Source organism: Gemmatimonadota bacterium, from assembly GCA_040388625.1.
Classification (GTDB): domain Bacteria; phylum Gemmatimonadota; class Gemmatimonadetes; order Gemmatimonadales; family Gemmatimonadaceae; genus Fen-1247.
This window is the reverse complement of record JAZKBK010000006.1, coordinates 376,498-401,253: the sequence shown is the minus strand read 5'-3', so window position 1 is coordinate 401,253 and position 24,756 is coordinate 376,498. Positions and strand designations below refer to the sequence as shown.

Annotated in this window: 22 protein-coding genes; 8 read left to right on the top strand and 14 right to left on the bottom strand. The window is 62.0% G+C overall.

Annotated features, from left to right (window positions below):
* The first annotated feature begins 19 nt into the window (after positions 1 to 19).
* The 5 genes from V4529_15200 (at position 20) to V4529_15180 (ending at position 6,163) form a co-directional block, all read left to right on the top strand.
* Complete coding sequence (locus V4529_15200) at positions 20 to 2,167, top strand: penicillin acylase family protein (GenBank protein MES2359681.1); 2,148 nt, start codon at positions 20 to 22, stop codon at positions 2,165 to 2,167.
* A 95-nt stretch (positions 2,168 to 2,262) separates the two neighbouring features.
* Complete coding sequence (locus tag V4529_15195) at positions 2,263 to 2,916, top strand: GNAT family protein (protein MES2359680.1); 654 nt, start codon at positions 2,263 to 2,265, stop codon at positions 2,914 to 2,916.
* A 37-nt stretch (positions 2,917 to 2,953) separates the two neighbouring features.
* The gene (locus V4529_15190) at positions 2,954 to 3,775 is read left to right on the top strand and encodes a hypothetical protein (protein MES2359679.1); all 822 of its coding nucleotides are present in this window, start codon (positions 2,954 to 2,956) and stop codon (positions 3,773 to 3,775) included.
* A gap of 22 nt (positions 3,776 to 3,797) precedes the next feature.
* A complete protein-coding gene (gene menC / locus V4529_15185) occupies positions 3,798 to 4,919 on the top strand; it encodes an o-succinylbenzoate synthase (GenBank protein ID MES2359678.1) in 1,122 nt (373 codons plus the stop codon).
* 20 nt (positions 4,920 to 4,939) lie between these two features.
* Positions 4,940 to 6,163, top strand: a complete 1,224-nt coding sequence (locus V4529_15180; protein ID MES2359677.1) for a M20 family metallopeptidase — start codon at positions 4,940 to 4,942, stop codon at positions 6,161 to 6,163.
* A gap of 35 nt (positions 6,164 to 6,198) precedes the next feature.
* Here the strand turns inward: V4529_15180 and V4529_15175 are convergent, their stop codons facing one another.
* The 6 genes from V4529_15175 to V4529_15150 form a co-directional block, all read right to left on the bottom strand.
* A complete protein-coding gene (locus V4529_15175; GenBank protein ID MES2359676.1) occupies positions 6,199 to 7,047 on the bottom strand; it encodes an NAD+ synthase in 849 nt (282 codons plus the stop codon).
* Positions 7,048 to 7,053: 6 nt separating this feature from the next.
* Positions 7,054 to 7,953 carry a nitrilase-related carbon-nitrogen hydrolase gene (locus V4529_15170; GenBank protein ID MES2359675.1) on the bottom strand — a complete coding sequence of 300 codons (900 nt, stop codon included), beginning with the start codon at positions 7,951 to 7,953 and terminating at the stop codon, positions 7,054 to 7,056.
* A 99-nt stretch (positions 7,954 to 8,052) separates the two neighbouring features.
* Complete coding sequence (locus tag V4529_15165) at positions 8,053 to 8,967, bottom strand: PhzF family phenazine biosynthesis protein (protein MES2359674.1); 915 nt, start codon at positions 8,965 to 8,967, stop codon at positions 8,053 to 8,055.
* Entirely contained in the window at positions 8,964 to 9,620 is a 657-nt protein-coding gene (locus V4529_15160; protein MES2359673.1) for a GNAT family protein, read from the bottom strand. The genes V4529_15165 and V4529_15160 overlap by 4 nt, the downstream gene beginning before the upstream one ends.
* A 54-nt stretch (positions 9,621 to 9,674) precedes the next feature.
* Positions 9,675 to 11,147 (bottom strand): chloride channel protein, encoded by a 1,473-nt coding sequence (locus tag V4529_15155; protein MES2359672.1) that lies wholly within the window; start codon positions 11,145 to 11,147, stop codon positions 9,675 to 9,677.
* Entirely contained in the window at positions 11,125 to 11,619 is a 495-nt protein-coding gene (locus V4529_15150) for a MarR family winged helix-turn-helix transcriptional regulator (protein ID MES2359671.1), read from the bottom strand. The genes V4529_15155 and V4529_15150 overlap by 23 nt, the downstream gene beginning before the upstream one ends.
* Positions 11,620 to 11,693: 74 nt before the next feature.
* Between V4529_15150 and V4529_15145 the strand changes: the two genes are divergently transcribed.
* A complete protein-coding gene (locus V4529_15145) occupies positions 11,694 to 13,724 on the top strand; it encodes a PBP1A family penicillin-binding protein (GenBank protein ID MES2359670.1) in 2,031 nt (676 codons plus the stop codon).
* Here V4529_15145 and V4529_15140 read toward each other — a convergent pair.
* The 7 genes from V4529_15140 to V4529_15110 form a co-directional block, all read right to left on the bottom strand.
* Positions 13,721 to 14,917: an MFS transporter gene (locus tag V4529_15140; GenBank protein MES2359669.1), complete on the bottom strand. Its 1,197-nt coding sequence runs from the start codon at positions 14,915 to 14,917 to the stop codon at positions 13,721 to 13,723. The two genes, V4529_15145 and V4529_15140, sit on opposite strands and share 4 nt — an antisense overlap.
* Before the next feature lie 3 nt (positions 14,918 to 14,920).
* Positions 14,921 to 15,616 (bottom strand): anti-sigma factor, encoded by a 696-nt coding sequence (locus tag V4529_15135; GenBank protein MES2359668.1) that lies wholly within the window; start codon positions 15,614 to 15,616, stop codon positions 14,921 to 14,923.
* A gap of 8 nt (positions 15,617 to 15,624) precedes the next feature.
* Complete coding sequence (locus tag V4529_15130) at positions 15,625 to 16,215, bottom strand: sigma-70 family RNA polymerase sigma factor (protein ID MES2359667.1); 591 nt, start codon at positions 16,213 to 16,215, stop codon at positions 15,625 to 15,627.
* Positions 16,216 to 16,231: 16 nt separating this feature from the next.
* Positions 16,232 to 17,596 (bottom strand): cupredoxin domain-containing protein, encoded by a 1,365-nt coding sequence (locus V4529_15125; protein MES2359666.1) that lies wholly within the window; start codon positions 17,594 to 17,596, stop codon positions 16,232 to 16,234.
* Positions 17,597 to 17,714: 118 nt separating this feature from the next.
* Positions 17,715 to 18,704, bottom strand: a complete 990-nt coding sequence (locus tag V4529_15120) for a transporter (protein ID MES2359665.1) — start codon at positions 18,702 to 18,704, stop codon at positions 17,715 to 17,717.
* Complete coding sequence (locus V4529_15115; protein MES2359664.1) at positions 18,701 to 19,504, bottom strand: NIPSNAP family protein; 804 nt, start codon at positions 19,502 to 19,504, stop codon at positions 18,701 to 18,703. The genes V4529_15120 and V4529_15115 overlap by 4 nt, the downstream gene beginning before the upstream one ends.
* A complete protein-coding gene (locus V4529_15110) occupies positions 19,501 to 20,055 on the bottom strand; it encodes a hypothetical protein (GenBank protein ID MES2359663.1) in 555 nt (184 codons plus the stop codon). The genes V4529_15115 and V4529_15110 overlap by 4 nt, the downstream gene beginning before the upstream one ends.
* A gap of 84 nt (positions 20,056 to 20,139) precedes the next feature.
* On the opposite strand from V4529_15110, the gene V4529_15105 reads away from it, so the two are divergent.
* Positions 20,140 to 21,627 carry a PLP-dependent aminotransferase family protein gene (locus tag V4529_15105; protein MES2359662.1) on the top strand — a complete coding sequence of 496 codons (1,488 nt, stop codon included), beginning with the start codon at positions 20,140 to 20,142 and terminating at the stop codon, positions 21,625 to 21,627.
* Positions 21,628 to 21,644: 17 nt separating this feature from the next.
* Here the strand turns inward: V4529_15105 and V4529_15100 are convergent, their stop codons facing one another.
* Positions 21,645 to 22,721, bottom strand: coding sequence for a cation diffusion facilitator family transporter (locus V4529_15100; protein MES2359661.1), 1,077 nt, complete (start codon positions 22,719 to 22,721; stop codon positions 21,645 to 21,647).
* 59 nt (positions 22,722 to 22,780) lie between these two features.
* On the opposite strand from V4529_15100, the gene V4529_15095 reads away from it, so the two are divergent.
* The gene (locus V4529_15095; GenBank protein MES2359660.1) at positions 22,781 to 24,328 is read left to right on the top strand and encodes an AarF/UbiB family protein; all 1,548 of its coding nucleotides are present in this window, start codon (positions 22,781 to 22,783) and stop codon (positions 24,326 to 24,328) included.
* The last annotated feature ends 428 nt before the right edge of the window (positions 24,329 to 24,756 follow it).

The following is a 24,756-nucleotide window of genomic DNA, read 5'->3' as shown; positions in this document are numbered from 1 at the left end:
CGCATCCTTGCAAGGCTCCATGCGGTCGCTCCTTGTAGTTCCGCTCTTCGTCTGTGCCTCCACGATCGTGGGGGCACAGACTGGTCCGCCAGGCATCGCGCAACACGTAGAGGTGCGGCGCACCGAACACGGTGTGCCGCACATTCGTGCAGATAACATGGAGGCGGCCGGCTATGGCCTGGGGTACGTTCAGATCGAAGATTACGGTGCTCGCGTCGCGATGGGGTTGCTGCACTCGCGGGGTGAGATGGGTCGCTGGTTCGGACGCGACAGCATCGAAGGCGACTTCAATGCACGTCTGACATACGAGACAGCCGTTCGCGGCTATCCAACGCTCGATACGGATACACGCGCGATTTATGACGGATTCGCCGAGGGCGTTAATCGTTACATCGAGTTGCACCCCGAGGAGTTTCCAGCGGGATTCGCGCCTCACTTCACCGGCTACGATGTACTCGCGCACGAAGTGTCGGGCGCGTCAGCGCGTGAGGCTGCGCGGTTCCTCGACAGGATCGATCCCAAGGCGCGACGCGGCAGAAACGCCGAGCCCGAAGTTGCAGTTGCGTCACGGATCGCAGGCGGTCAGGATCCGCCTGACGAGGGCTCCAACGCATGGGCCTTCGCGCCCAGCCGCACCAGGTCGGGACACGCGATTCTGTTGCGCAACCCACATCTGAACTGGAACTCCGGTTACTACGAGGCGCAGCTCACGGTGCCTGGAGTCATGGATTTCTATGGCGATTTCCGCATCGGCAGCCCGTTCGGAGTCGTCGGAGGCTTCAATCGCGACCTTGGCTGGTCGACGACCAACAATTCACCGCTGCTTTCCCAGATATACTCGCTCGAGGTCGATTCGACGCAGGTGGATCACTACCTGCTCGATGGCGCGTCGATTCCGTTGCAACGCCAACTGACGACCGTGGAGTTCCGCAATGGTAACGGCCTCTCGAGCGAGACGCGCGAATCGTTTCGCACCACGCTAGGTCCGGTCATCTATCGCGGCAACGGCAAGATCTACGTACTCAAGGCAGCTGGCGATGGTGATGTTCGCGGTGGCGAGCAGTTCCTGCGCATGATGCGCGCGCACTCGCTCGCCGAGTGGAAGGACGCGATGCGCATGAGGGCGCGCATCACTTCCAACTTCACCTACGCGGATCGTGCCGGCAACATTCTCTACGTGTGGAACGCTTCGATACCGAAGCTCCCGCTGCCCAGTGGTGGTGATACTGCCGCGGTACCGATCACTCGTACGTCGGAAGCGTGGACCAGTTTCATACCGTTCGACTCGCTGCCGCAGTTGCTCAACCCGAAGGGTGGTTACGTAGAGAATTCGAATGACCCGCCGTACTTCACAAACCTCCGGCAACCGCTGGACCGTTCGAAATACCCAGCGTACTTTCCCGAACCGCGGCTCGGTCTGCGTCAACAGCTTGCGCTCAGCCTGATCGACAACGATCGCAAGTTGAACCTTCAGGATGTACTTGCGCTCAAGCATTCGTACAGGATGCTGCTCGCAGATCGCGTTCGTGATGATCTGGTCAGGGAAGTCCGCGCGTCCAATCCGTCACCGGATGTTGCAAAGGCGATCGACATGATCGCCAGATGGGACAAGACGGTCGCGCCTGCGAGTCGCGGCGGAGTGCTGTTCGAGATGTGGTGGCGCAAGTACGTCGATCACACTCGGCCCGACACGATGTATGCCGTGCAGTGGACCGAGAAGCAGCCCGCGTCGACGCCAAGCGGGATTCGCTTTCCCGATCGCTCCGTCGACGCGTTCAAGTGGGCTGTAGAGGAGACAACGCGACGCTTCGGATCTCCGGACGTTGCATGGGGCGACGTGCATCGCGTGCGAATCGGAAAGGTCGATGTTCCGGTTGGTGGCTGCAATGGTGACATCGGATGCTTCCGCGTTCTGTGGTACAAGGACGACCCGGACGGCAAGCGCGAAGCAAACGGTGGCGACGGCTGGATTCTCGCGGTGGAGTTCGACAACGAGCCACAGGCTTACTCCGTACTCGCTTACGGAGAGAGCTCACGGGAGGATTCACCTTTCCACAGCGACCAGGCGGAGATGTTTGCTCGCGGTGAGCTCAAGCGCGTATACTGGCAGGAGAAGGATGTGGAGACGCACACCATCCAACGTTACCGCCCTGGGGAAAAGCGGTAGCGCAGCGGGCCTGGTTGGCGCGACGCCGGCCCGACGATGCGACGCAGCAGTTAGTGTGGGAAGATCATTTCAAGACACTGGAGAGTGGGCAGTAGATGACAGAGCACGTGCGGTACGTCGAGCAGTTCCCCATGCGCGTCGGCCCGGTAACGCTGGAAGGAAGTCGTGTCCGGCTGATACCAATGACGCTGGATCACGTTGAAGCATTGTTCAAGGCGGCTGACTTCCCTGAGATATGGGAGCACACCACGACTCAGCCGATGCAGACGATCGCCGACATCAGGACATATATAGAAACCGCACTGGCCGAGCAGGCGGCCGGTGAGACGATTCCCTTCGTAACGACGGATCGCGTTACCGGCGAAGTGCTCGGCTCCACGCGTTTTGCCGACATCAGCCCCAACGACAGACGCCTCGCGGTTGGTTGGACGTGGCTGCGGCCCGACCGTCAGCACACCGGCGTCAACGGCGAGGCAAAGGCGTTGATGCTTCAGCAGGCGTTCGACGTCTGGGGCGCGCTGCGGGTCGAGATCAGGACCGACGTACGCAACACCAGATCGAGAGCCGCGATCGAGCGGATCGGTGGCACCTACGAGGGCACGCTGCGCCAGCACATGATCGTCGACGGCCGCGTACGCAACACAGCGTATTACAGCGTCATAGACACCGACTGGCGGGATCCCGGTCACCGTGCCTACAAGAACGCACGTTCCTACGGCATCATCCCCAGGGCCGAGCCACTCGTCTGAGCACACCCGGTCCTGTCAGCTAGATTTGAAGGCGAAGATGTCCTCCAAGCCGACTTTCACCGTGGGCTCGCGCGAAAGCGCCGAATCCATCACCATCCGCCGTGTCGCTACGCTGCCCGAATACGATGAGTGCGTCGTCATCGAGCGTGAAACGTGGGGCAGTCAGTTCGCCGAGGTGGTGCCGAGCATCATTCTACGCATCGCCCAGGAAGTGGGTGGCGTTACCGCAGCGGCGTTCGCCCCCGATGGCTCCATGCTCGGCTTCGTTTTCGGTATTACGGGCGTTCGAGACGGCGAGCTTGCCCACTGGTCCGACATGCTGGCGGTACGTGTCGGCGCGCGCGACATGGGTCTCGGGAAGAGGCTCAAGACATATCAGCGCGATCTCCTGCTCGAGATCGGCGTGCGCAAGATGTACTGGACGTATGACCCTCTCGTGGCGCGCAACGCATATCTCAACCTGATGCAGCTCGGTGCGCGCGCGGTGGAGTATCGCACGAATTTCTATGGTGAGGATACGGGCAGCGTGCTGCACAGCGCGCTCGGTACCGACCGCTTCATCGTTGCGTGGCAGCTCGACGATACCGCGCCGCGAGGGGACAACCTGAACACGGTAGAGTGGTCGAGCACGCCCATTATCGAGGAAGTGCTTCCGGACCCGCTTCCGGATGATGCGCGTGTGCGGGTCGCGATACCGAACGATATCTTTGCAATACTTGACGTAGATGCAAAGCGCGCTACCCGGTGGCGCGAGACGACTCGCACCGCCCTCACGACATATCTCGGCCGCGGATATTCCGTTCTCGGCTTCCTGCGCGGCGATGACGCCAAACCGGGCACCTATTTACTGGCACGATGACCCGCACCAACGGACCCAACCGATGATTCGAATTCAGGAGATCAAGCTTCACGAAATCCGGCTTCCGCTCAAGGAGCCATTTCGTATCTCGTCCGGATTGTGCACGGAGAGGCGAATCATGCTTCTCAAGGTGCGCGATGCGGACGGCGTCACGGTGTGGAGCGAATGCGTCGCGGGCGAGCGTCCGAACTACGCCTCGGAAACGATAGACGAGGCGTGGCTCGTAATCACCGAATACGTTGCGCCGCGCGTGTTTGGAACGGAGTTCGAGCAGGCTGCGCACCTTCACCCGGCGCTGGAGCTCAATTTCCGTGGCCACAACATGGCGAAGGCCGCGATCGAGATGGCCTCATGGGCGCTCGTCGCAGAGCGGGATGGCATGCCGCTCGCGCGACTGCTCGGCGGCACGCGCACCGAGATCCCGACCGGAATATCGATAGGTATCCAGGAATCACCCGATGCGCTGGTTGCACGCGTCGGACGTGCGCTGGCTGACGGTTACCGCAAGATAAAGCTCAAGATCGAGCCGGGTCACGACCTGGACTTCATTCGCGCGGTACGCAACGCGTATCCCGATGCACCATTGATGGCGGACGCGAACAACGCCTATACGCTCAAGGACGCCGCGCATCTCAAGCTGCTCGACCCGCTTCACCTCGTTATGATAGAGCAGCCGCTTGCACATGACGACATCGTGCGGCACGCCGAGCTGCAGCACATGCTCACGACGCCGATCTGCCTGGATGAGTCGATAACCAGCGTCGACCGCGCCGAGGATATGATCACGCTCAAGAGCGGCCGCATCATCAACATCAAACCCGGCCGCGTTGGCGGATTCCAGCAGGCTCGCGCAATTCACGATCTGGCCGCCAGACATGGAATACCGGTCTGGTGTGGCGGCATGCTCGAGAGTGGAATCGGTCGCTCCTACAACGTCGCGCTCGCATCGCTCCCGAACTTCACGATTCCCGGCGACCTGAGCCCGAGCGCGCGCTACTGGGAGCGCGACATCATCAAGCCGGAATGGACTATGAGCCCCGACGGCATGATGCAAGTCCCGCTGACTCGTGCAGGCATCGGCGTCGCGGTCGACGAGGATCGTATCGATGATCTCACGGTCCGCTCCACCACGCTCAGCGCGTAGTAACACAAAGAGAAACCGAAATGTCGACAAAATCAGCAAGCGACGGCTCCGGCCCGCGCGTCCCCGAGTCCGTGCGGGCTCTGTTTCCGGACGATCTTGCCCTTCAGCTCTCGGCGCTGCGACGCGATCTGCATCGCAATCCTGAGCTGTCGTGGCAGGAAAAGCGAACGTCGGATCTCCTCGCGTCGACGCTCGAAGGGTTCGGCGTCACCGACATCAAACGTGTCGCCAATACCGGGCTCATTGCACGCGTACCGGGTCGGGACCACGCGGCGCCGATAGTCGCGCTGCGCGGAGACATCGATGCGCTACCCATCCACGAAGATACCGGATTGCCATTTGCGTCGGCGAACGACGGCGTGATGCACGCGTGTGGTCACGACGTGCATGCGAGCTGGGCGGTTGCGGCGACGCGTCTGTTGCTCGAATCTCCGGCACGGGGGGACGTACTCGTCGTCTTTCAGCCTGCTGAAGAAGTCGGTGAAGGCGCGCGCGCGATCCTCGCAACCGGCGCCCTCGACTCCGTGCGCGCGATATTCGGAGGCCACGTCGATCGCAGATTCGAGGTAGGGCAGATCGTCGCGCAGGAAGGCGCACTCGCCGCATCCACAGATACGTTTCGCATAACACTCACCGGAGCCGGATCGCACGGTGCACGGCCGCACGAGTCGCGCGATCCGATCGTCGGAGCAGGTGCGTTGATAGGCGCGTTGCAGACGATCGTCTCGCGACAGCTCGATCCCGCGAAACCGGGCGTGGTGACGGTGGGCACGATCAGGGGCGGAAGCGCACCGAACATCATCCCGGATAGCGTGGAGCTGAGCGGCACCATTCGCGCCACGACCGCTGAGACGCGCGCGCTGCTCACCGGTGAAGTGCAGCGCATGGCACAGGCAATCGCCGCAACGTATGGACTCAGCGCCGCTGTCGTGCTCAAGGGTGGCACTCCGCCAATCGTGAATCCCGCGATCGGCGCCAACTGGGCGCGCGAGGCAGTCACTCACGTGCTCGGCGCCGACGCGCTCGTGCCGCTTGGCACCACCAACATGGGCGGCGAGGATTTCGCCGAGTACATCCAGAAGATTCCCGGCTGCTTCATGCGAATCGGTGCACGCGAGAAAGGCGGTCGCGTGATCGCCGCGCATTCGCCGTCATACTATGCATCCGAGGATGCACTGTTCATCGGTGCTGCCGTACTGGCGGAATGCGCCCGCGTCGCGTCGGAGTCGCTGGCGGCGAAGTAAGAGACAGGTCGTGCCGCGGCTCGTGCCGTCTCCCCCTAGTAGTCCACCGGCCGCAGGTACGATTCGCCAATCGCCGTCGGGCTCAGCATGGCGACTGTCGGAAGCTTGCGCTTCCAGTGAGTCGATCCGAGGCGCTTGCGCACGATCTCCACGTCGGCTGCAGCGAAGCCGTGCGCGACTATCTCTTGGGGTGTGTAGCCCGTCAGCAACCAGTTGAGAATCGCATCGGCGTTCGCGTACGAGATGCCGAAATCGCTCTCGTCCGTCTGACCCTGAATCAGGTCCGCTGTCGCGGGCTTGTTGATGATCGCATCGGGAACGCCAAGGAATCTGGCAAGTTCCCACACCTGGGTCTTGAAGAGATCGCCCAACGGGTTGATCGGCGGCGAGTCGTCTGCATGCCAGGTGAAATAGCCAAAGAGCCGCTCGGTCTTGTTGCCCGTTCCGACAGGCAGTGCATGATATTTCGCGGAGAGGTCGAACAACACGATCATTCGCATCCGCGCCATGACATTGCCGCGCCGGGACGCATCAGCGTCAGGCTCGTTTTCGAGATATCCGTCCACCGCGGCGGAGATCTCGATCGTGCGCTCCACCGTGCCGAGCGCCTCTGTTACGAGCCTGGCATGTTCCAGTGATTGTGGGTTGCTCGTGCGATACGGCATCCTGACTGCAATCGTATTCTCAGCGCCAAGCGCGCGCGCGGAGAGAAATCCGGTGACGGCAGAGTCGACTCCCCCCGACATGCCGACTACGGCCTTCTTGAAACCGCGCCGCTTGAACTCTGCGCGCAGAAAAGCAACCAGCCATTCGGTTGTGAGCTCGCAATCGAGCGCCAGCGGCGGTGGCGTTGTGCCCGTGACAATCGGTGCGACGCGTTTCACGACAGCCTACTCGCGCTCGCCGGCGCGTCCGAGTGAGCGCAGCATGTGCGGCAACATCGTTCTGAGGTCCGCGAGCAACGGTGAGGATGCGCGCGCGCGGGTAATGTCGCCAAGGTCGAGTGAAACCGATATCGAAGCCTCGTCCCACAGCGGCGCACGCGCGCGAATGTCGCCGTGCGGCCCCGCGATCACCGAGCCGCCGGGAAATGCCTTCCCGCCTTCGTTGCCCGTGAGCTGAATCAGAGCTACGAAGACGCCATGCTCCTCCGCGCGATCGCGCGCGAGACGCTCCCATCGATGCATGCTCGCGGGGCCGCGTATCTCCTCGTCCGGTTGTGGCCACGCACCACGCGCGGGAGATGCAGATGGAACGAAGATGATCTGCGCGCCGTCGAGCGCTGCCGCTGTAGCCGTGAGCGCGTGCCATGCATCCTCGCAGATGAGAATAGCGGCGCGTCCCCAGCGCGTGTCGAACGCGCGAACCCCGAGTCCATGTTCGACGAATCTTTCTTCGTCGAAGAGACCGTACGTGGGGAGAAAGACCTTGCGGTGCACGTGCGCAATCACCGGTTCGTCACCGCCGAGTGTGACGTAAATCGCGCTGTTGAAATACGTGTTTTCGTGCAGCTCGTAGAATCCTGCAACCACATCGACCTGTCCGGTGCAGCGCGCGCGAAAGGCACGGTTGACGTCGGTCGCAAAAGTCGAGGCCGGCAACGCAACGTCGCGAACACCGCCTTCGACGAAATAGCCAGAGAGCACGGTTTCGGAGAACGCGATGACGTCAGGGCGTGGATCGGCGCTCATGAACGACTCGAACAGTTGTTCGAATCGCTTGAGATTGCCTGAGTAATCGCCTTTCTTCGGTTGGAATTGCGCGATGGTGAGGTTCACAACGTCGGCCATGGTAGAAACTTCACACTGGTCGGAAGGCGACGGTAGGTGCGGCGGATATATCGAGCCCTGGCGCGGGACTACCAATTCGGCGCCGCGTCGGACGTCGGTCTACCGCACCCGCAGTGTGCCCTGGCTCACCAACACCGACTTTCCCGCGACCTTGACCGCTCCGATCTTCCCGGCACTCTTCTCGGCCGACAGCGACAGAATGCTCGGTCGCCCCATCTCGAAGCCCTGCTCGACGGTCCAGCTCAGCGCTGCGCCGTCTGCTGCATGTTTCGCGAGATACGCTGCGAGACACGCAGCTGCAGAGCCAGTCGCCGGGTCCTCGCCAATCCCCAGGCTCGGTGCGAACATCCGCGCGCGGATCGCACCACCCGTTGACACTGCACGCGCGTCGAAGAGATACACTTCCTTCGTCCATCCATTCGCCAGCACTCGCTCCCACGTCGCGCGGTCGAGCCTTGCGCGACTGACGGCGTCGCGACTCGCGAGCGGCGCAATGAGGAATGGAACCCCGCACGATACCGCTTCAGCCGTCAGTGGTGTAGTCGACACATCCGATACGTCCAGTGATAGGAGAGCGGCGATGTCGCGTGCCGTTGGCGCGTCACCTCTGAACTCCGGCGCTTGCGCGGTTGTGAGCTCCGCGGAAACCGGCTTTCCGGCCTCGACACGTATCGTCACCGGAACAGGCCCCACGCCTTCGCCCAGCACGATGTGCGTCGCGCCTTCGGTCAGTGGTATCATTCCTGTCGCAGCGAGAAGAAACGCAGTGCCGACGGTTGGATGCCCCGCGAACGGCAGCTCCCGGCCTGGCGTGAAGATGCGAACGCGTCGCGTGTGCGACGGGTCTTCGGGTGGAAGTACGAATACGGTCTCCGAGAGATTGAACTCTCTGCAGATCTGTTGCATCTGCTCCGTATTCAGTCCGCGTGCATCGGTCAGTACCGCGAGCGGGTTGCCGCCGAATATCGTATCGGTGAAGACGTCGAGGGTGTGATACGCGTATGAGTTGCTCAAACCAGTGGCTCCGGATTTGGCGTGATGCCATACGAGACGGCGTTCTTGTACGCGCGGTGGTTCGGGTCTCGCCAATCGTAATCCATGATGCTGTAGTAGACCGTATCACGCACGCGGCCGTCGCGCACGACCATGTGCTGCCGGAAGGTGCCTTCGTACAGGCCTCCTATCCGCTCGATTGCCGCGCGCGATCTCGTGTTGCGCACATCGGTCTTGATCTCCACGCGTAGCGCGCCCCACACATCGAAGGCCTGGCGCAACATCATCGCCTTCGCCTCGCCATTCACTCCCGTACGCTGACGGTCGGGGCGCATCCACGTCCATCCGATCTCGACGCGGTGATCGGCGAGACTCATGTTCGCGAATCGCGTGGAGCCGATGATCTCGCCGGTTACCGGGTCGGTCGTGACGAATGGAACGGCAGTTCCCGCCGCCGCTTCAGCGAGTGCGACATCGACGTAGCGTCGCATGTCATCGACCGTCTTTATCGGACGTGTCCCCGTGTGTTCCCAGATCGCAGGGAAATCCGCGGCTCTGAACAGCGCATCCACGTGATCGCGGGTCATTGGAATGAGACGGGCCCGTTGCCCTTCGAGGGTTACGGGCCCGACATGCATGGGAATCTGTTCGACGTACCGCGTCGCGTCTGTCATCGCTGCCTGAATCTCCGATCTAAGGTATCAGGCGAGAAAGATAAAACATCCGCGCTAGAGAATCTCCGTCTTGCGCGACTCCCTGGCCTCACGCCGCGCTGCGCCAAAGTCCGTCGGCAGATCGAAGTGTCGATGGCGCACCGCTTCTGCGTCGCGCCGCGCGATCTCGGTTGGGTCCGCAGCGATGTACTCGGTGGGTACGTGGGTGCCGCGTCGCGCCAGCTTCTCCGTCATGATGGTGTAGCGCATCATGAGAGATGATATGATGAACGCCGCGCTGCAGCCGCCCAGCAATGGCAGGAGGCCGATCGGTTGTCGGGTCGTCTCGAAGGCGAACACGACGGAAGTGAGCAACGCGCGCGACGCGCCGGCAAAGATCGCCGCCATTCCAACAAGTGCGGCGATGCGCGGGTCGACGCCCAGACCCGGAAACCAGTGCACGCACAATATCCCGAGCAGCGCGCCGAGTCCACCGCCGATGGTGAACAACGGTGCGAGCGTTCCGCCCGAGGTGCCGCTGCCGAGTGCAATCGACCACGAGACGAACTTGAGTACGACCAGGGCGATGAGCACGGCATTGGTGAAGTTGCCGGCGAGAATGTTCGAGATGTTGTCGTACCCGACGCCCAGTGTGCGCGGCTCGAAGTATCCGATGATACCAACCACGACGGCGCCAAGGGCAGGGAACCACATCCAGTGGATCGGAAGCTTCTCGAAACCTTCCTCGATGTAATACAGCGACTTGGTCACTCCGACGGCGGCGACGCCAACGATTGCGCCCAACACCATATATGCCGTCAACGCCTCGCCACTCGGCTGCGTCAACTGTGGCATCGCGAAGACTCCGGCGGAGCCCTCGAATACCATGCGGATTCCCGTCGCGGTCGCGGATGCGAGAGCGACCGGGACGAGCGAGCGCGGGCGGTATTCGAACAGCAGCAGCTCGATTGCAAGAAGGACAGCCGCTACCGGCGTGCCGAAGATCGCCGCCATTCCTGCAGCCGCACCTGCGGCGAGCAGGGTCTTCCGCTCGTCGGGAGTGGTGTGGAGTACCTGACCGACGAGCGATCCCAGCGCGCCGCCGGTTGCGATGATCGGGCCTTCCGCGCCGAACGGTCCGCCGCTGCCGATTGCGATAGCAGCCGACAACGGCTTCAAGACGGTGATCTTCGGCGAGATCTTGCTCTCGTTGGTGAGTATCTGCTCCATCGCCTCCGGAATGCCGTGGCCGCGAATCGCTCCTGACCCATAGCGCGCCATCAATCCGACGATGACTCCGCCGATCACCGGGACGATCATCACCCAGATGCCGAGGTGGTTGTCGGCCGGTGAGACGCTATGTGCTGTGAATCTGCCGAAGAAGGAGATGTTGGTGACGAGCGCGATCGCGGCGATGAGGAGTCTTGCGATTCCCACAGCGCCCACGCCAACGATTATCGCAAGCCCGGAAATGACCAGCGTTCGGCGTTGTTCAACGTCGTAGAAGGGTGGGGTATGCTGTGATTCAACTGCTGCCGGCTGCGTCATCTTCGAAGATCAGGGTGGCGGGTTCTTCATCGGCGCCCATCAGGGAGACGAGGCTGTTCAATTCACTGGATAGCTGGCCGAGCGAGCCGGCAGGCATGGCCGAGAGTGCGCGGGTGAGTCGCTCCTGCACCGTGGGCGGCTTGCGGTGCATGAGTGCGGTCCCTTCGGCCGTTATGACGACCTGGGTGCGCCGCGCGTCAGTGGCCGAGTTGAGACGGGAAACGAGCCCCTTGGCCTCGAGCCGGCTGACCACCACCGACACGGAGCTCTGGTCTGTGGACGTTCGCGCCGCGAGGTCGTTCATCGACTCCGCAGGCGCTTCGAGCAACAGTTGCAGAACGAACGTTTGAGCGGTACTCAGACCGGTTTCCCGCTCGACCGAAACGGCAGTCGTTCGAAGCGTCCGGACGAGGCGACGGATCGCCACGAGGGCACTTGCTACCGACTCCGGGGGATTTGTATTGGAACCCATGGGTGTGAAGCTAACACACCGTCCTGCAAGGACATAGGCGCAAAGTGTACCAACGCGGGGTTATCTTCGAAAGCATGCTCCTTGCCGCACGGCGGATCGCCCTGACCAGCGCGTTCCTGCTCCTTGCGACGCCCGTGCTGAGCGCGGGCGCCCAGAGCAGTTCAGGCGACCCGTGGCGGATCGACCCGCTGCCGCAGGCGTCGCTCGTCTTCGCCAATGACGGAACGCTCGTCGGCGAGATCGGCAGAGAACTGCGCACCAGCATCTCGATCCGCACACTCCCGAAGTACGTCGGTCAGGCGTTCGTGGCGGTCGAGGATCAGCGCTTCTATCAACACAACGGCGTCGATCTCATCGGCATCGCCGGCGCGATAAAGGACGACATCATGGGCGACCGGCGCGGCGCGAGCACCATCACGCAGCAGCTGGTCGGCAACATGCATCCGGACATCATCAACCGGAATGACAGCGATCAGTCGGCGCTCGCGCGTCTGGAACGCAAGCGGCGCGAGCAGCAGGCTGCGCGCGAGATGGAGAAGCACTACAACAAGGAACAGATCCTCGAAGCCTATCTCAACGTCATATCGTTCGGGCACGGCTACTACGGAATCGAGAGCGCCGCGCAGCACTACTTCGGGAAATCGGCGAGCAAGCTGACACTTCCCGAAGCTGCGACACTCGCCGCGATGCCCAAGGGACCGGGGATATACGATCCGGTGCTGCATCCGGCGCGCACGGTCGAGCGACGCAATACGGTTCTCGTGCTGATGCAGCAGCAGCACTACATAACGCAATCGGAGTTCAACAGTGCACGCGCCACTCCGCTCGTCACGGCTCCCAACTGGGGAATGCCGGCGCCCGCACAGTACTTCATCGATGTGGTGCGCATCCAGGCAACCCGCGCGGGGATTCCGGTTATGTCCGGTGGATATCGCATCTATACGAGCATCGATCCCCTGATGCAGACGGCTGCGACCGACGCACTGCGCGCCGAAGCAGATGCAATAGAGGCACGGCCGGGATACAGGCACCCGACGATCGCGTCCGGGAAGGATTACCTGCAGGGAGCGGTTGTGGCTCTGGATCCGAACACCGGAGACGTGCGCGCGCTGGTCGGCGGGCGGGACTACGCACGCAGCTCCTACGACCGCGCCATCGACGGGATGCGGCAGCCGGGCTCTTCGTTCAAGCCGATTGTCTACGCTACAGCAGTGGCAGACAGTCTCGCACCGACGACGATGCTCGCGGATACTGCAATCGCGATTCTTCTTCCCAACGGTCGCTACTACCGTCCCGACGATGACGATCACCGTTACCTCGGCATGATCACGATGCGCGAAGCGCTCGCGAAGTCGCGCAACATCGTTGCCGTCGAGCTGGGCCAGAAGCTCGGTATGGATTCCGTCATTGCGACCGCGCGGCGAATGGGCATCACGTCGCCGATCGCCCCGGTTCCGGCAAGCGCGATCGGTGCGTCGGCGGTGCAGGCGCTGAATCTCGTAAGCGCGTACACGACGTTCGCGAATCTCGGAACGCCGGTCACGCCGAGGTTCATTTACAGGGTGGAAGATCCAAGCGGCAAGGTGGTGATGTCGCAGCCGGTTCACGCACTGCAGCCGGCGCTCGATCCCCGCGTAACGTTCGTCACGCGCGACATGATGCGTGACGTGGTGGATCGCGGAACCGCGACCGCGGTGCGCAAGTACGTGCCCTACAGCATACCGGTCGCGGGGAAGACGGGAACCACCAACGACAACACCGACGCGTGGTTCATCGGTGTCGCGCCAGGAATCGTCGCCGGTGTGTGGATGGGCTTCGATCGACCAACGCCGATGGGCAGCGCGTCCGCGGGTGGCGCGATTGCGGCCCCCGTGTGGGGCCGCATGGTCTCGGCCTATCTCAGTGCACGCGGGGCTCGCGAGACCGACTGGATGCCGCCGATCGGCGTGATCAGCGCGGAGCTCGATCGCGCGACAGGGCAGATGGCGAACGCGCTCACGCCGCCGAATCGGCGCTATACCGAGTATTGGGTCGAAGGCACCGAGCCGGATTCGCTGAAGCTGGATCCGTGGACTGCGTTCAAGGGTGGCGCGCTGGTTTTCTAGCTGGCCGCCAGGCGTCGTGCTGGTATGAGCGCGACAACTACCAGCGCAGCCGTGAGCGCAAGCGCCATTCCGTATCCACTGCGAGCGGCAAGCAAGCCGAACCCGACGCCTCCGACACCTAGTCCCGCGTCGTACGCGGCGTTCCACAACGCACTGACAGCGTCGTAGCGGGATTTGGAGACTCGCTCGAACATGAGTGCGAGGCTCGCGTTCTGCGCAATGCCGAAACCACCGCCGAATACTGCCATCGCCGTTAGTACGACGGCTGCGTTTCTACTTGCAGCCACTGCAAGGATCCCTGCCGCGGTCATGAGCACAGCCGCCGTGAGCAATGTCGTGTTGCGCCGCGCGCCGTAACGGCCGGCCCATCCGCGCATCAACGTCATCGACACAGCCTGCACGAGAAGACCGGCGGCAGCGACGTTTCCGTCCGCCTGAGTTACCACCAGCGGAAGAAATGTCACGACGACGCCTGCAGCCATGGCTGTGGCCGCAAATATGATCGCTGGCCTGTTCAATTCCGGTGCTCGAAGTGCGTGAAGAAAGTCGATCGGCTCAGTCAGATCAGATTCGCGGCGAGGCAGTCCCAATACTGCCGGTATCGCGACAGTTGCAACCGCTGCGGCGGCCACGAACACTGGTGCATATCCGAAATGAACGGCAAGCCAAACGCCGAGGGGGAGGCCCACTACTGCTGGTATACCAACAACTACACCGTAAAGTCCCAGTGCCTCACTGTGCCGCTCTTCGGGGACGAACCACACAACGAGAGAGCTGCCTATCACCACGGTTATACCGAGCCCGATTCCGCGAACGAGAGAGATCGCCAGAATTGCTGCGATGCTGGAGAAGGGGATCAACAACAGCGATGGCAACCCGATGAACACGAGGCCAGCAGCCAACACAATACGATACCCGAACTTTCCCATCATGTACGGTGTGGCCAACTCAGCTGCGATTGTAGAGCACATGAGTGCTCCGGTTGCGAATCCCGCGCCGATCCCGCCTGCTCCTGCGGCTGTCGCGTACAACGGAACAACCGATAGCAATAGATAGAAACTCGCCGTCGCACCAAACATGATGACGAAGACAAGGAGCAGCGATCTGCCGAGTAGAGGTGGCGCTTTGCCAACAGCTGAAAGATGTGTGAGCTGCTTTTCGCGTCCCGTCAGATCCCTTTTTGTGGCTGGCATCAGTCAGCGTGATGCTGGCGGCGACGCTTCCTCCAAATACGCCGCCCGAAACGCATCGAGATCGGCAGGAGCTGCATCGGATACAGCCCAGTAGCTGAGGTCCCCGGTAGTCCAGTGAAGTATTGCGTATCCATCCCTTACTGTCGACGCTACAGCCTGCTCGCCAGGAGGGGAGCGCCAGACGAACAGATTTATCATATGAAGCCGCCGACCGTAGACGATCGCTGCCGCCGAATGTCCCTGGACGTAGTCGAGCCGGCCTCCGATCAACGGAAAGCCTTTCGATGCCAGGTCCATGACCGGTGGTGAGATGTCTATGCGGCCAGCGAACCACGGCTTCACGGTATGCCGGTCGCTGGATTGGACGTCGATGAGATGTCCGGGCAGGAGCGATCGGATGTGCGTGTCGACCAGCGCGCTGGCGGTCTGATCCGATGCAGATATTCCGTGCGTGACGGTACGCAGAGTTGCTCCAGCCCAGCCGAGTGCAGCGGCACAGAGGAGGGCCGCAGCCATCTGCCAGCGCGCAACCGACAACGTCCTGGCACGATTCCGCTCGGGCGCCCGAGCAGATTCACCGCGCGATTCCATGTCGAATCGGCGCGCCTGCTCGGTTGCCCACGCTGAAAGCGCGGCTGGTGCTTCGTAGGTGGGGAGCGCGTCGCGCAACGCAGTGTTCAGATCGGGACGATCAGTCATTTCATCGCTCATGCAACATCTCCCATGTCCACGACGCCATGCAGCAATGCAGCCAGTCGCTCGCGCGCGCGCGACAGGCGCGACATGACGGTGCCGATTGGAACGTCGGTGATCGTCGCGATCTCGCCGTACGCACAGTCCTGAAGCTCTCGCAGCACTATGGCCTCGCGCAGCGGAGGTGGAAGCTGATCGACAGCCTCGCGGACACGATCGCGGACGAGCGAGCGCTGCAGTGCCGTGTCGGGTGTCTCGTCGCTGTCGATCAGCTGAAGCGCCGGCTCGTCCACAGAAAGACTGTTCTCTCTTGCCTGATAGTCGACACTGTAGCTCGTGAGACACACCCGTCTCACGATAGTGAGGAACCACGGCCGAGCATCGTCGCCTCGCAACGTGTGGAAGTATCTCATTGCGCGAACGATAGCGTCCTGCACTGCATCCTCCGCATCCTGGGCGTTCCCGGTGAGATATCGCGCCAGTGTGAATCCGGCAGAGAGGTGCGGCAGCACGACGCGTTCGAACCCGTGCTCCTGTGCGTGGTCAGGAGCGCGCGTCGTGGCATCAGTTGCTATCGCTGGTTCTACGTTGGCGCTGCGTCTCATCATGGATACGACGCGGTCATTGAACGATAATCGTACCCTGCATCACAGGATGTAGCGAACAAAAATAGCGATACTCTCCCGGCTTGGTGAATCGAGCGGTGTACGTTGCCTTCGTATCGAGAAGCGGCGACGGATCGAAACGCTTGTCGGCGCTCTGGATCTTGTGGGGCACGTCGTCCTTGTTCCGCCATGTCACGCTCGCGCCGACCGGAACGGTCAGAACCCTGGGCGCAAAGGCGAAATTGTCGATGCCGATCTCGTTCGAGCGAGGCGGTGCGGCTGACGCGGCGGCAACCGTCTGTGCCGCATGTGCACGCGCATTGGCCTCTCCCGCCGCAAACGCTGCATCAGGAGAATTTCCGGAGAGCGTATCATCGACCAGTGCCAGATGCCGGTGTGCGGGAATGTAACGAACCTCGCGCACACCCAGCACGTCGCGGAGCTGACCTGCGGGAACTGTCATTGGTCCCGGCGCCGGTGCGGTGCCGGGACGCGGCTGCGGAAACGCGGTGGAAAGTGCCGTGTGGAACGACACGTTTCCCTCTACCTTTTGCATGGTCTGGTGGATGTGCCCGTTCAGCACGGTGACGGATCCGAAGCGCTTGAGGTAGCCAAGTGCGCGAGCGCCGTCGTCCGTGCCCCAGCCCCACGCAGGATACACGCTCCAGAGCGGAACGTGCGCGAAGACGACGATCGGTGTGCTGCTGGATAGGTGCTTCACATCCTTTTCTATCCATTCCAGCTGTTCAGAGCCAAGTGAGCCAAGTCCACCAGCCTTGAGATCGAGGACGTTCACGAGACCCATGAAGTGGACGCCACTGTGATCGAAACTGTACCATCCGCCACCGACTCGTCCGCGCTGCGTTCCCTTGCCGTAGCGATCCAGATAACTCGCGCCGCCGTCCACGCTCACATCATGCTCACCCGGTATGAAGAACGTCTTGCCGGCGCGCGCCTCCAGCAACACCTGGTCCGCGGTATCAAATTCGGATGGCTTGGACAGATGCGAGATGTCACCGGTGTGGAGCAGAAATGCGGGCTGAACCGGCAATGCATTTATCTTCGCGATGGCGGCTCGCATCGTCTCGGTAACGTCGGTATTGGCAGCCTTGTCGAATCCAATGTGGCTGTCGCTGATCTGCATGAAGAAGAGATCGCCCTTCGATTTTGCCTTCAGCAGCGACTCGGCGCCCAATAGCGAGGATCGCGGGATGCCGCCGCTCAACGTCCACAACATGCCTGTTCCAGCCCACGCCATACAGCTGAGAAAGTGACGACGGTCCACCCCGTCCGAAGAAGGCTCCTCGTTGACTGGGTCGAATTCCTCCCGAGAGTCGGGTAACGCGACATTGTCTCGAGCATGATTATTTATGATGGCCATGGGTCTTTTGGTAGAGAGTTGCGATTACATAAAGACCTCGGTGGCCGCAGATTTATTCCGTCAGGGGATATTTCTATCCGTGCGGGCCGTGAAGTGACGATGACTCAACCGTACACATCTAGCGCACGAAGTTTATCGCCATCACCGGCGTTACTGACCCGGACGAATTCCTGCCCGGCAAGATCCTGCGCACTCCGAAGATCACTCCCAGGTTCGGAGTCCAGTTGTACTCCACGGCCGGAATGAACCCGATTGCGTCACTCCACCCCGAGCTCATGGTGATGCCTTGCGAGGTCTGTCCGCTGACTGAACTCAAAACGTCATATCCATTGACGCTCGTACCGGCACGCTGTCCGTAGTTGACGTCCAGCGCCAACACCCATCTCCTCGTCAGGCTGTACTCTGCCGATGCATCTGCGAAGAACGAACCTCCTGGTTTCGCATGTCCGCGAAACCCATCCGCTGTACCGTACACGCTCACGTCTCGCACCGTCGCAGCATTCGAGAACGCCTGCGACAGATCCAGTCGCGTACGCAGTATCCGGCCATTCGGCATCCAGAAATACGTCTGCGAGTAGATCGACAACGTCGTCGTGTACGCTCCCTGGCCCAACCCATCGCTCGGCCGGTCTCCCAGTCGATCGTACTTGCCGGTCGGAACTGTCTCCTCGACCAGGGCGGAGATGGTCGGGATCCAGCTGCCTTCATGAAACTGTGTGAGCCGGTACTGCGTGAGTAGGCTGACGTCGCCCAACCCGACATGCGAGCTGCTCTTGCCACCGCCCGAGTTCCTGCTCTGCTTGTTGTAACCGATGACGGGAATGAATCCGAGCGCAATGCGATCCGCGAGTCCGTACACGACAAACGCGCTCGAACCGAAGCTGTTCGTGTGGGCGGTGCGCACATCATAGAAGTACGGCTCGAACAGGACGTGTCCTGGCGGTAACGTTCCCGCGCCGGCTGCCGCAACGGGCCCAGTCCACCACGCATCACTGAGGGACTGCCGTAGGCTGTCGGAACCGGCCTGAGCCGACAGGCGCAACGGCAGCAGCGCTGCAAGCAGAGTACAGCACCGCAGACTTCGCTGCACGTTCGTTCGTCTACTCACGGATCTCCCTGCCCACGCGATAGCTGATCCGAAAGGTCACATCGCGAGTATGAGAGAGGCAGAGAGCGCGCAGTTCGAGTCAGCCGCCAGCGCTCCACCGGCGCGCACAGTCGCTCCTCCAGCAACGCGTGCTTCCGTTCGCTCCATTCGCGTGATGCGCAAAGCTTGGCACAGTGACGGTCGTATGCACCGACATCGTCGAACTGCGCGAACCACACGAATGCATGTTCGCCCTCGCGCACCGGCAGTCGCGGGAATGTATTTTCGGCCGGCTTTGTTTCCAACATTGCGCGCGGATGCGCGCCGCTTGCAGTCAGCTCCGGTGCAATCGTTCGCTCGAAGAAGTCCACGAAGCCGGCGCTCGCATGCGGCGCAATCGTATAGATGGTGACGACGGTGAGTCCGGTCGGAATGCGCGTCGCGCAGATGTCCGCTCGACCCTCTTTCCCATGCTCGAAGCCCGATGTGGGAGTCGCCGGACGGAGCAGGCGCACGTTGTCGGAGTCGATCATCGTCGCGTTCGCCGCATCGCGATGCGCGATCCACGCCGCCCCATCGTAGAAGGCCGCCAGCGCAGTCTCGCGCGAGTCCATGTCGGTGAAGCCACGCAGCCACGTGAAAACGTCCGGATGATCGATGTCGCGGAATTGCGCGATGACATCCATTCCACACTCTTCCTGGGTCTCCAGGAACTCACGGTCGAAGAGCGCGATCAACGTCTCGCGCTTGCCGGGGCGGAGCGTGTATCGGCGCAACTCCACGACCGGCCATGGTGTGCTCGGTGCCGGCAGGCATGTCACTGCCGCCTCAGAGGCAGGTTGAACGATCGTCGTCGCCTCGCCATACGTGTGAAGGTCATGATCCAGTTCGTTTCCCACGTCATGCCGCCATCCGCGGAGTATGCCTGCTCCCACCGGCACTTCTCTCGCGTGAGGCTCGTCCAGAGAAAGCGCACGAAGATGCCGCGGTCCTCGAACGTCTCCTGGTTGTAGAATTCGCCGTACCCGTTCCTGAAATCACCGATCATCATGGGCTGATCGAGCGTCCCATTTTCGGCGGTGGACCAATGGATCGCCCACCGACGCGACAACGGGCAGTAGAGACGCAACGCGAGCCCATGCAGCCTGCATTCAGGAAGTTCCGCGTCGAGCTCTTCGATGTTCGCCTGACCATCCCACAGCGGCCGCTCCACCGCGGTTCCATTGAACTCGTACCGCTCGCACGAGCCGGACAGCGGATGAGATAGTCGCCGATGGTGGACATTCCATCGACCGTGCAGAAAGTCGAAATCGTGAGATCCGTCGTGTAGAGTAGCAATCGCCGGCGCTGCGAATTCACGGGCGGTCGTCATTCACGGATGATTGCCAGGCACTGGCCTTCCCACCAGCGCCATTTGTTATCTTCTTGGCATGACCACTTTGGCGACCATCCGGACGTGAAGACTACGGCGAGCCCGGAGATCCTGTCGCTCCTGCCCATCGATCGGGAATTGGGGATTCCCCTCCAGCAGCAGATCTACGACGGGATTCGGAATGCCATCCTTGCAGGGCTGCTCCGCGCGGGGCAACGCGTGCCTTCCACACGCGCACTCGCAAAGGACATCGGCGTGTCGCGGCTGCCAGTGCTCACGGCCTACGATCAACTGCTGCACGAAGGGTATCTCGAGGGACGCGTCGGATCTGGAACCTTCGTAAGCGTCTCGGTGCCGGATGATGCGCTCCGCTCCGCATCTCCGCTACAGTCCGGGCGATCCACGAAACACTCGCCATCGCGGACCCCGCGGACTCGGCATCTGTCCGATCCGCTCCCACCTTACCGGGATGATGGTGGGTTTCGTCCGTTTCGGATCAGTCTACCCGCGCTCGATCAGTTCCCGCACACTATCTGGTCGCGGCTGGTCGCTCGTCATGCGAGAGCGCTCACGCCGGCGCGAATGGCGTACGGTGATCCCGCCGGCGTAGCGTCATTCAGAGCCGCGGTAGCAGAGCACCTGCGCACCGCACGCGCCGTGCGATGCGAGGCCGAGCAGGTGCTCATCGTGTCTGGCTCGCAAGCGGCGTTGTGCATCTGCGCGGCGGCGCTGCTCGGTCGCGGCGACATCGTAGCGATGGAGGAGCCGGGATATCCCGGTGCGCGTTCCGCGCTCGCAACACGCGGAGCGGTCATGGCGCCGGTTCCGATCGATCATGAAGGTATTCAGATAGACTCGCTGAACGCACTTGGATCGAAAGTGCGCGCGGCGTACGTTACGCCGTCGCATCAGTATCCCATGGGAACGGCGATGACTGCAACGCGCCGCCTGGAGCTCATCGAGTGGGCGACGCAACATTCCGCGTGGATTCTCGAAGACGATTATGACAGCGAGTTCCGGTATGTGAGTCGTCCATTGGGTGCGCTGCAGGGAATGGACGCACACGACCGCGTGATCTACATAGGCACCTTCAGCAAGGTGCTGTTCCCCTCGATTCGTGTTGGCTACATCGTGGCTCCGCCATCGCTCCGGGAGGAGTTCCTCGCTGCGCGCGAGGCGCTCGACATATTCTCGCCGACGCTCTATCAACTCGCGCTCAGGGACTTCATACGCGAGGGCCACTTTGCCCGGCATCTTCGTCGCATGCGCGCACTGTATCTGAGCCGGCGCGCCGCGCTACTGGAAGGGCTCGCCGAGCACTGTGCCGATCGTCTCACGGTCTACAACGCCGACGCCGGCCTGCACATTTCGACCCTGCTGCAAGACGGCGTCGATGATCGTGATGTGGTTCGACGCATGATCGCGAGAGGACTTTCAGGGGCCGCGCTGTCGACCTGCTACGCAGCCGATGCGTGTCAGACCGGATTGCTGCTCGGCTTCGGCGGATCCGACGAAACCATCATCACAAATGCGACGCGCGTGCTCGGCGAGATATTGCGCCAGCGTATGTAATTAGTCCGTGACGGCTGTTACGCCCGCGGAACCGGGGCCGAGTGTGTCGCGATTGCCAGATCAGGCTGCTCGGTCTTGTCGCAATCTCCACATTCCGGATCGACCGCGTGAAACTCCGCCCCCACATTCCCTGCCGGACAGACGTGAATCAGAGCGTTACTCACATGTGGCACGTGATGAACGAGCTGATGCTCGACCGCGGCGGCAATGGTATGTGCCTCGCCCACGCTCAACGATGACGCAACGACGACGCTCGCTTCCGCATACAGCTGATGCCCCATCCATCGCGCACGCAGATCGGTGATGTCCTTCACTCCGCTCACTTCCAGAGCCGCGGCGCGAAGCTGGTCCAGCGTCTCGGGATCGACACCGTCGAGTATGCGCGTGAAGATCGTCTTGGCACTCGTCCACACAATTCCAAAAATGGCGATGGTGATCACGACGCCTGCAATTGGATCGGCGATCGGGAATCCTAGATAAACGCCAGTCGCACCGGCGAGGACGGCAAGCGCCGTCCAGCCATCAGCGCGGGCGTGATGGCCGTCGGCAATGAGTGCGGCGCTTGCGATCTCGCGGCCGACCTTTATCCGAATTATCGCGACGCTCTCATTACCGACGAAGCTCACGATCGACGCGATAGCCACGATTGCCAGGTGACCGATGGGTTGCGGATTCACGATGCGGGAGATCGTCTCGTAACCCGCGAACAACGCATTCATGAACAGCACCGCCACCACGAGCACACCGGCCAGGTCCTCCACACGTCCGTAGCCGAACGAGAACCCCCGGCCCGGCTCTCGACGCATCAGCGCGAACGCGACCCAGAGCGGGACCACGGTCGCGAAGTCGCCGAAATTGTGGATCATGTCGGCGAGCAACGCGGTACTATGCGACATCGCGACTACGGCGAGCTCCACGACGCTGATGGCCAGCAGGAGAATCCCGGACCACTTGACCGCCCACAACCCACGCTCCGAGCTGGCAATGGACGGATCCACGACCCCGTGGGAGTGCTCATGGTCGCCGTGGCCGTGGCCGTGGCCATGCGTGTGGCCGCTATCGTACTGATCGTGCGTGTGCTGGGCCGTTCCCATCGCTAGTTTGTCCCGAAGGCGGATGCGTCTTCCCGATGCTACCTGAACCATAGAAATATATGCGCACGCTGTACGTGCTCTCGCGCGTGCTTCCATTCATCCTCTCGTTCCGGCGCGATGTGCGGCGCTGGATCGTGATCGGCCTGCCGGCGAAGCGCAGCAAGTCGTTTCATGCGCGCCGCGCGGAACGCCTCGTCGCGACGATTGCGAAACTCGGGCCCAGCTTCGTCAAGATCGGCCAGATCTTCGCCGGTCGCGCGGATCTCCTGCCCGAGCCCTATCTGAGCGCTGTCAGTACGCTAACCGACCGCGTTCCGCCCGTCCCGGTCGAGCAGATAGAGCAGGTAATTCTCGAAAGCTATGGGCGTCCGGTAACCGATATCTTCACCGACTGGCATCGCGTTCCGCTCGCCTCGGCATCGCTCGGCCAGGTTCATCGGGCGCGCTATCTCGGCGTCGACGTTGTCGTGAAGGTGTTGCGTCCGCGCATCGAACGAACCGTCGCGTCCGACGTCAAGGCGTCCGACTTCATCCTTCGATGCGCGGAGCGCTTCTTCCCCAATCCTCACGTGCTCGGGCTGCGCGCCATACTCGCGGAATTTGCGCGCAGAATCGGTGACGAGATGGACTTCCGCAAGGAAGGCGAATACGCCGAGCGCATTCGCACCAACTTCGCGTTCAATCCCAAGGTCGCCGTGCCGATCGTGTTCGCCGAGATGACGCGGCAACGCGCCCTCGTGCTCGAGTACATGGCCGGAACGCGCATCGACGCACTTGCACCGCTGATCGCGAGCGGCAAGGTAGATACCGAGTATCTGGTGCGCACGGTGATGGAGCTGTACGTGCAGATGATGCTGGTCGATGGCTTCTTTCACGCGGATCCGCACCCGGGAAATCTTCTGTGGGGCGACGACGGACGCATCGTCCTGCTCGACTTCGGACTCGTCGTCGACGTTCCGCAATCGACGCGCCTCGCGCTGGTGCGCACCGTCTTCGCCGCGATCAAGAAGGACGCGTCAGGCGTCGTCGATGGGTTCTACGCACTCGGCCTGGTACAGGAAGGTGTTGACAGGCACGTCATCGTGCGACTCGTGGAAACCCTGCTCGGCGTCGCGTTCGAGCGCACCACCGCACAGGAGCGGATCGAGTTCGTCGAGCGTGAGCTGCTGGCGGATCAGGTGCTCGAAACGCTGTACGACTTCCCCGTGATTCTCCCGCCCGACATGGTGTACTTCGCGCGCACTGCTGCGCTCATCGAAGGACTCGGCGCTCGCTACGATGCGCGCTTCAATGCGCTGCTGGTTGTCGCACCAATCGCCCTCAAGATGCGTCGCGAGATCCTGACATCGCTCGGTGAGATGGATCGCCTGGAAGCGAGAGATCCCGTTCAGGTCTTCTCGGGATTCCTGCGGGCTGCCGGTGGAATCGTATCGAGAGCCGCGCGCGAGCTCAGCATGGTTGCAATCGAAGCGATAAGCACGATCCAGCCGAGCCAGGAAATCCGCTCCGCCCAGTCGAGATCGGCGAGTACGCGCCAGATAACGAGCGGTGCCGTGAATACGGTTGCGAGAGTGGACGAGCCGGGGTCCGGAGAGTCTCGTACGTAAACGCGCACCGCGTGGCGCCGCTCGATCCTGATTCCGCGCTGAATCGCCGAATCGAGTTGTGCGGAGTTCATCGCGCGCCAGTCCGGAATCTGCATCACGCTCCAGCCCGCGGCGGTGCTGCCGTAACCGTGATTGTCAGATCCTGCAACGACGGCGAGGTTCAGCGTATCCGCGAATCGAATGATCGCCGCTCTCCGCTTCTGTATTACGCCGACTCCCTTCGGGGCCGCGTCGCTCAGCTCGACAGCGTAGAGTCGGGCGAACCCGTGCTTCTCATTCTCCGGGATCATGTCGATGTTACCGGGAATCGTGAGAATGAGCAGCGGTGCCGCGGCGGTCACGGCAAGGGCCGTGTCGCGTTCCGGATCGTGCCAGTTGCCCTTTGGATCGATCGCGAACGTCGAGTCGATTCCGATCGCGAGTATATG

Coding starts and splice junctions, on each gene's coding strand:
- V4529_15180 (MES2359677.1), top strand. CDS start 4,940: ATGTCGACAAAATCAGCAAGCGACGGCTCCGGCCCGCGCGTCCCCGAG.
- menC (MES2359678.1), top strand. CDS start 3,798: ATGATTCGAATTCAGGAGATCAAGCTTCACGAAATCCGGCTTCCGCTC.
- V4529_15125 (MES2359666.1), bottom strand. CDS start 17,596: ATGGCCATCATAAATAATCATGCTCGAGACAATGTCGCGTTACCCGAC.
- V4529_15130 (MES2359667.1), bottom strand. CDS start 16,215: ATGAGACGCAGCGCCAACGTAGAACCAGCGATAGCAACTGATGCCACG.
- V4529_15155 (MES2359672.1), bottom strand. CDS start 11,147: ATGACGCAGCCGGCAGCAGTTGAATCACAGCATACCCCACCCTTCTAC.
- V4529_15170 (MES2359675.1), bottom strand. CDS start 7,953: ATGGCCGACGTTGTGAACCTCACCATCGCGCAATTCCAACCGAAGAAA.
- V4529_15110 (MES2359663.1), bottom strand. CDS start 20,055: ATGACGACCGCCCGTGAATTCGCAGCGCCGGCGATTGCTACTCTACAC.
- V4529_15195 (MES2359680.1), top strand. CDS start 2,263: ATGACAGAGCACGTGCGGTACGTCGAGCAGTTCCCCATGCGCGTCGGC.
- V4529_15200 (MES2359681.1), top strand. CDS start 20: ATGCGGTCGCTCCTTGTAGTTCCGCTCTTCGTCTGTGCCTCCACGATC.
- V4529_15100 (MES2359661.1), bottom strand. CDS start 22,721: ATGGGAACGGCCCAGCACACGCACGATCAGTACGATAGCGGCCACACG.
- V4529_15145 (MES2359670.1), top strand. CDS start 11,694: ATGCTCCTTGCCGCACGGCGGATCGCCCTGACCAGCGCGTTCCTGCTC.
- V4529_15135 (MES2359668.1), bottom strand. CDS start 15,616: ATGACTGATCGTCCCGATCTGAACACTGCGTTGCGCGACGCGCTCCCC.
- V4529_15140 (MES2359669.1), bottom strand. CDS start 14,917: ATGCCAGCCACAAAAAGGGATCTGACGGGACGCGAAAAGCAGCTCACA.
- V4529_15160 (MES2359673.1), bottom strand. CDS start 9,620: ATGACAGACGCGACGCGGTACGTCGAACAGATTCCCATGCATGTCGGG.
- V4529_15150 (MES2359671.1), bottom strand. CDS start 11,619: ATGGGTTCCAATACAAATCCCCCGGAGTCGGTAGCAAGTGCCCTCGTG.
- V4529_15190 (MES2359679.1), top strand. CDS start 2,954: ATGTCCTCCAAGCCGACTTTCACCGTGGGCTCGCGCGAAAGCGCCGAA.
- V4529_15095 (MES2359660.1), top strand. CDS start 22,781: ATGCGCACGCTGTACGTGCTCTCGCGCGTGCTTCCATTCATCCTCTCG.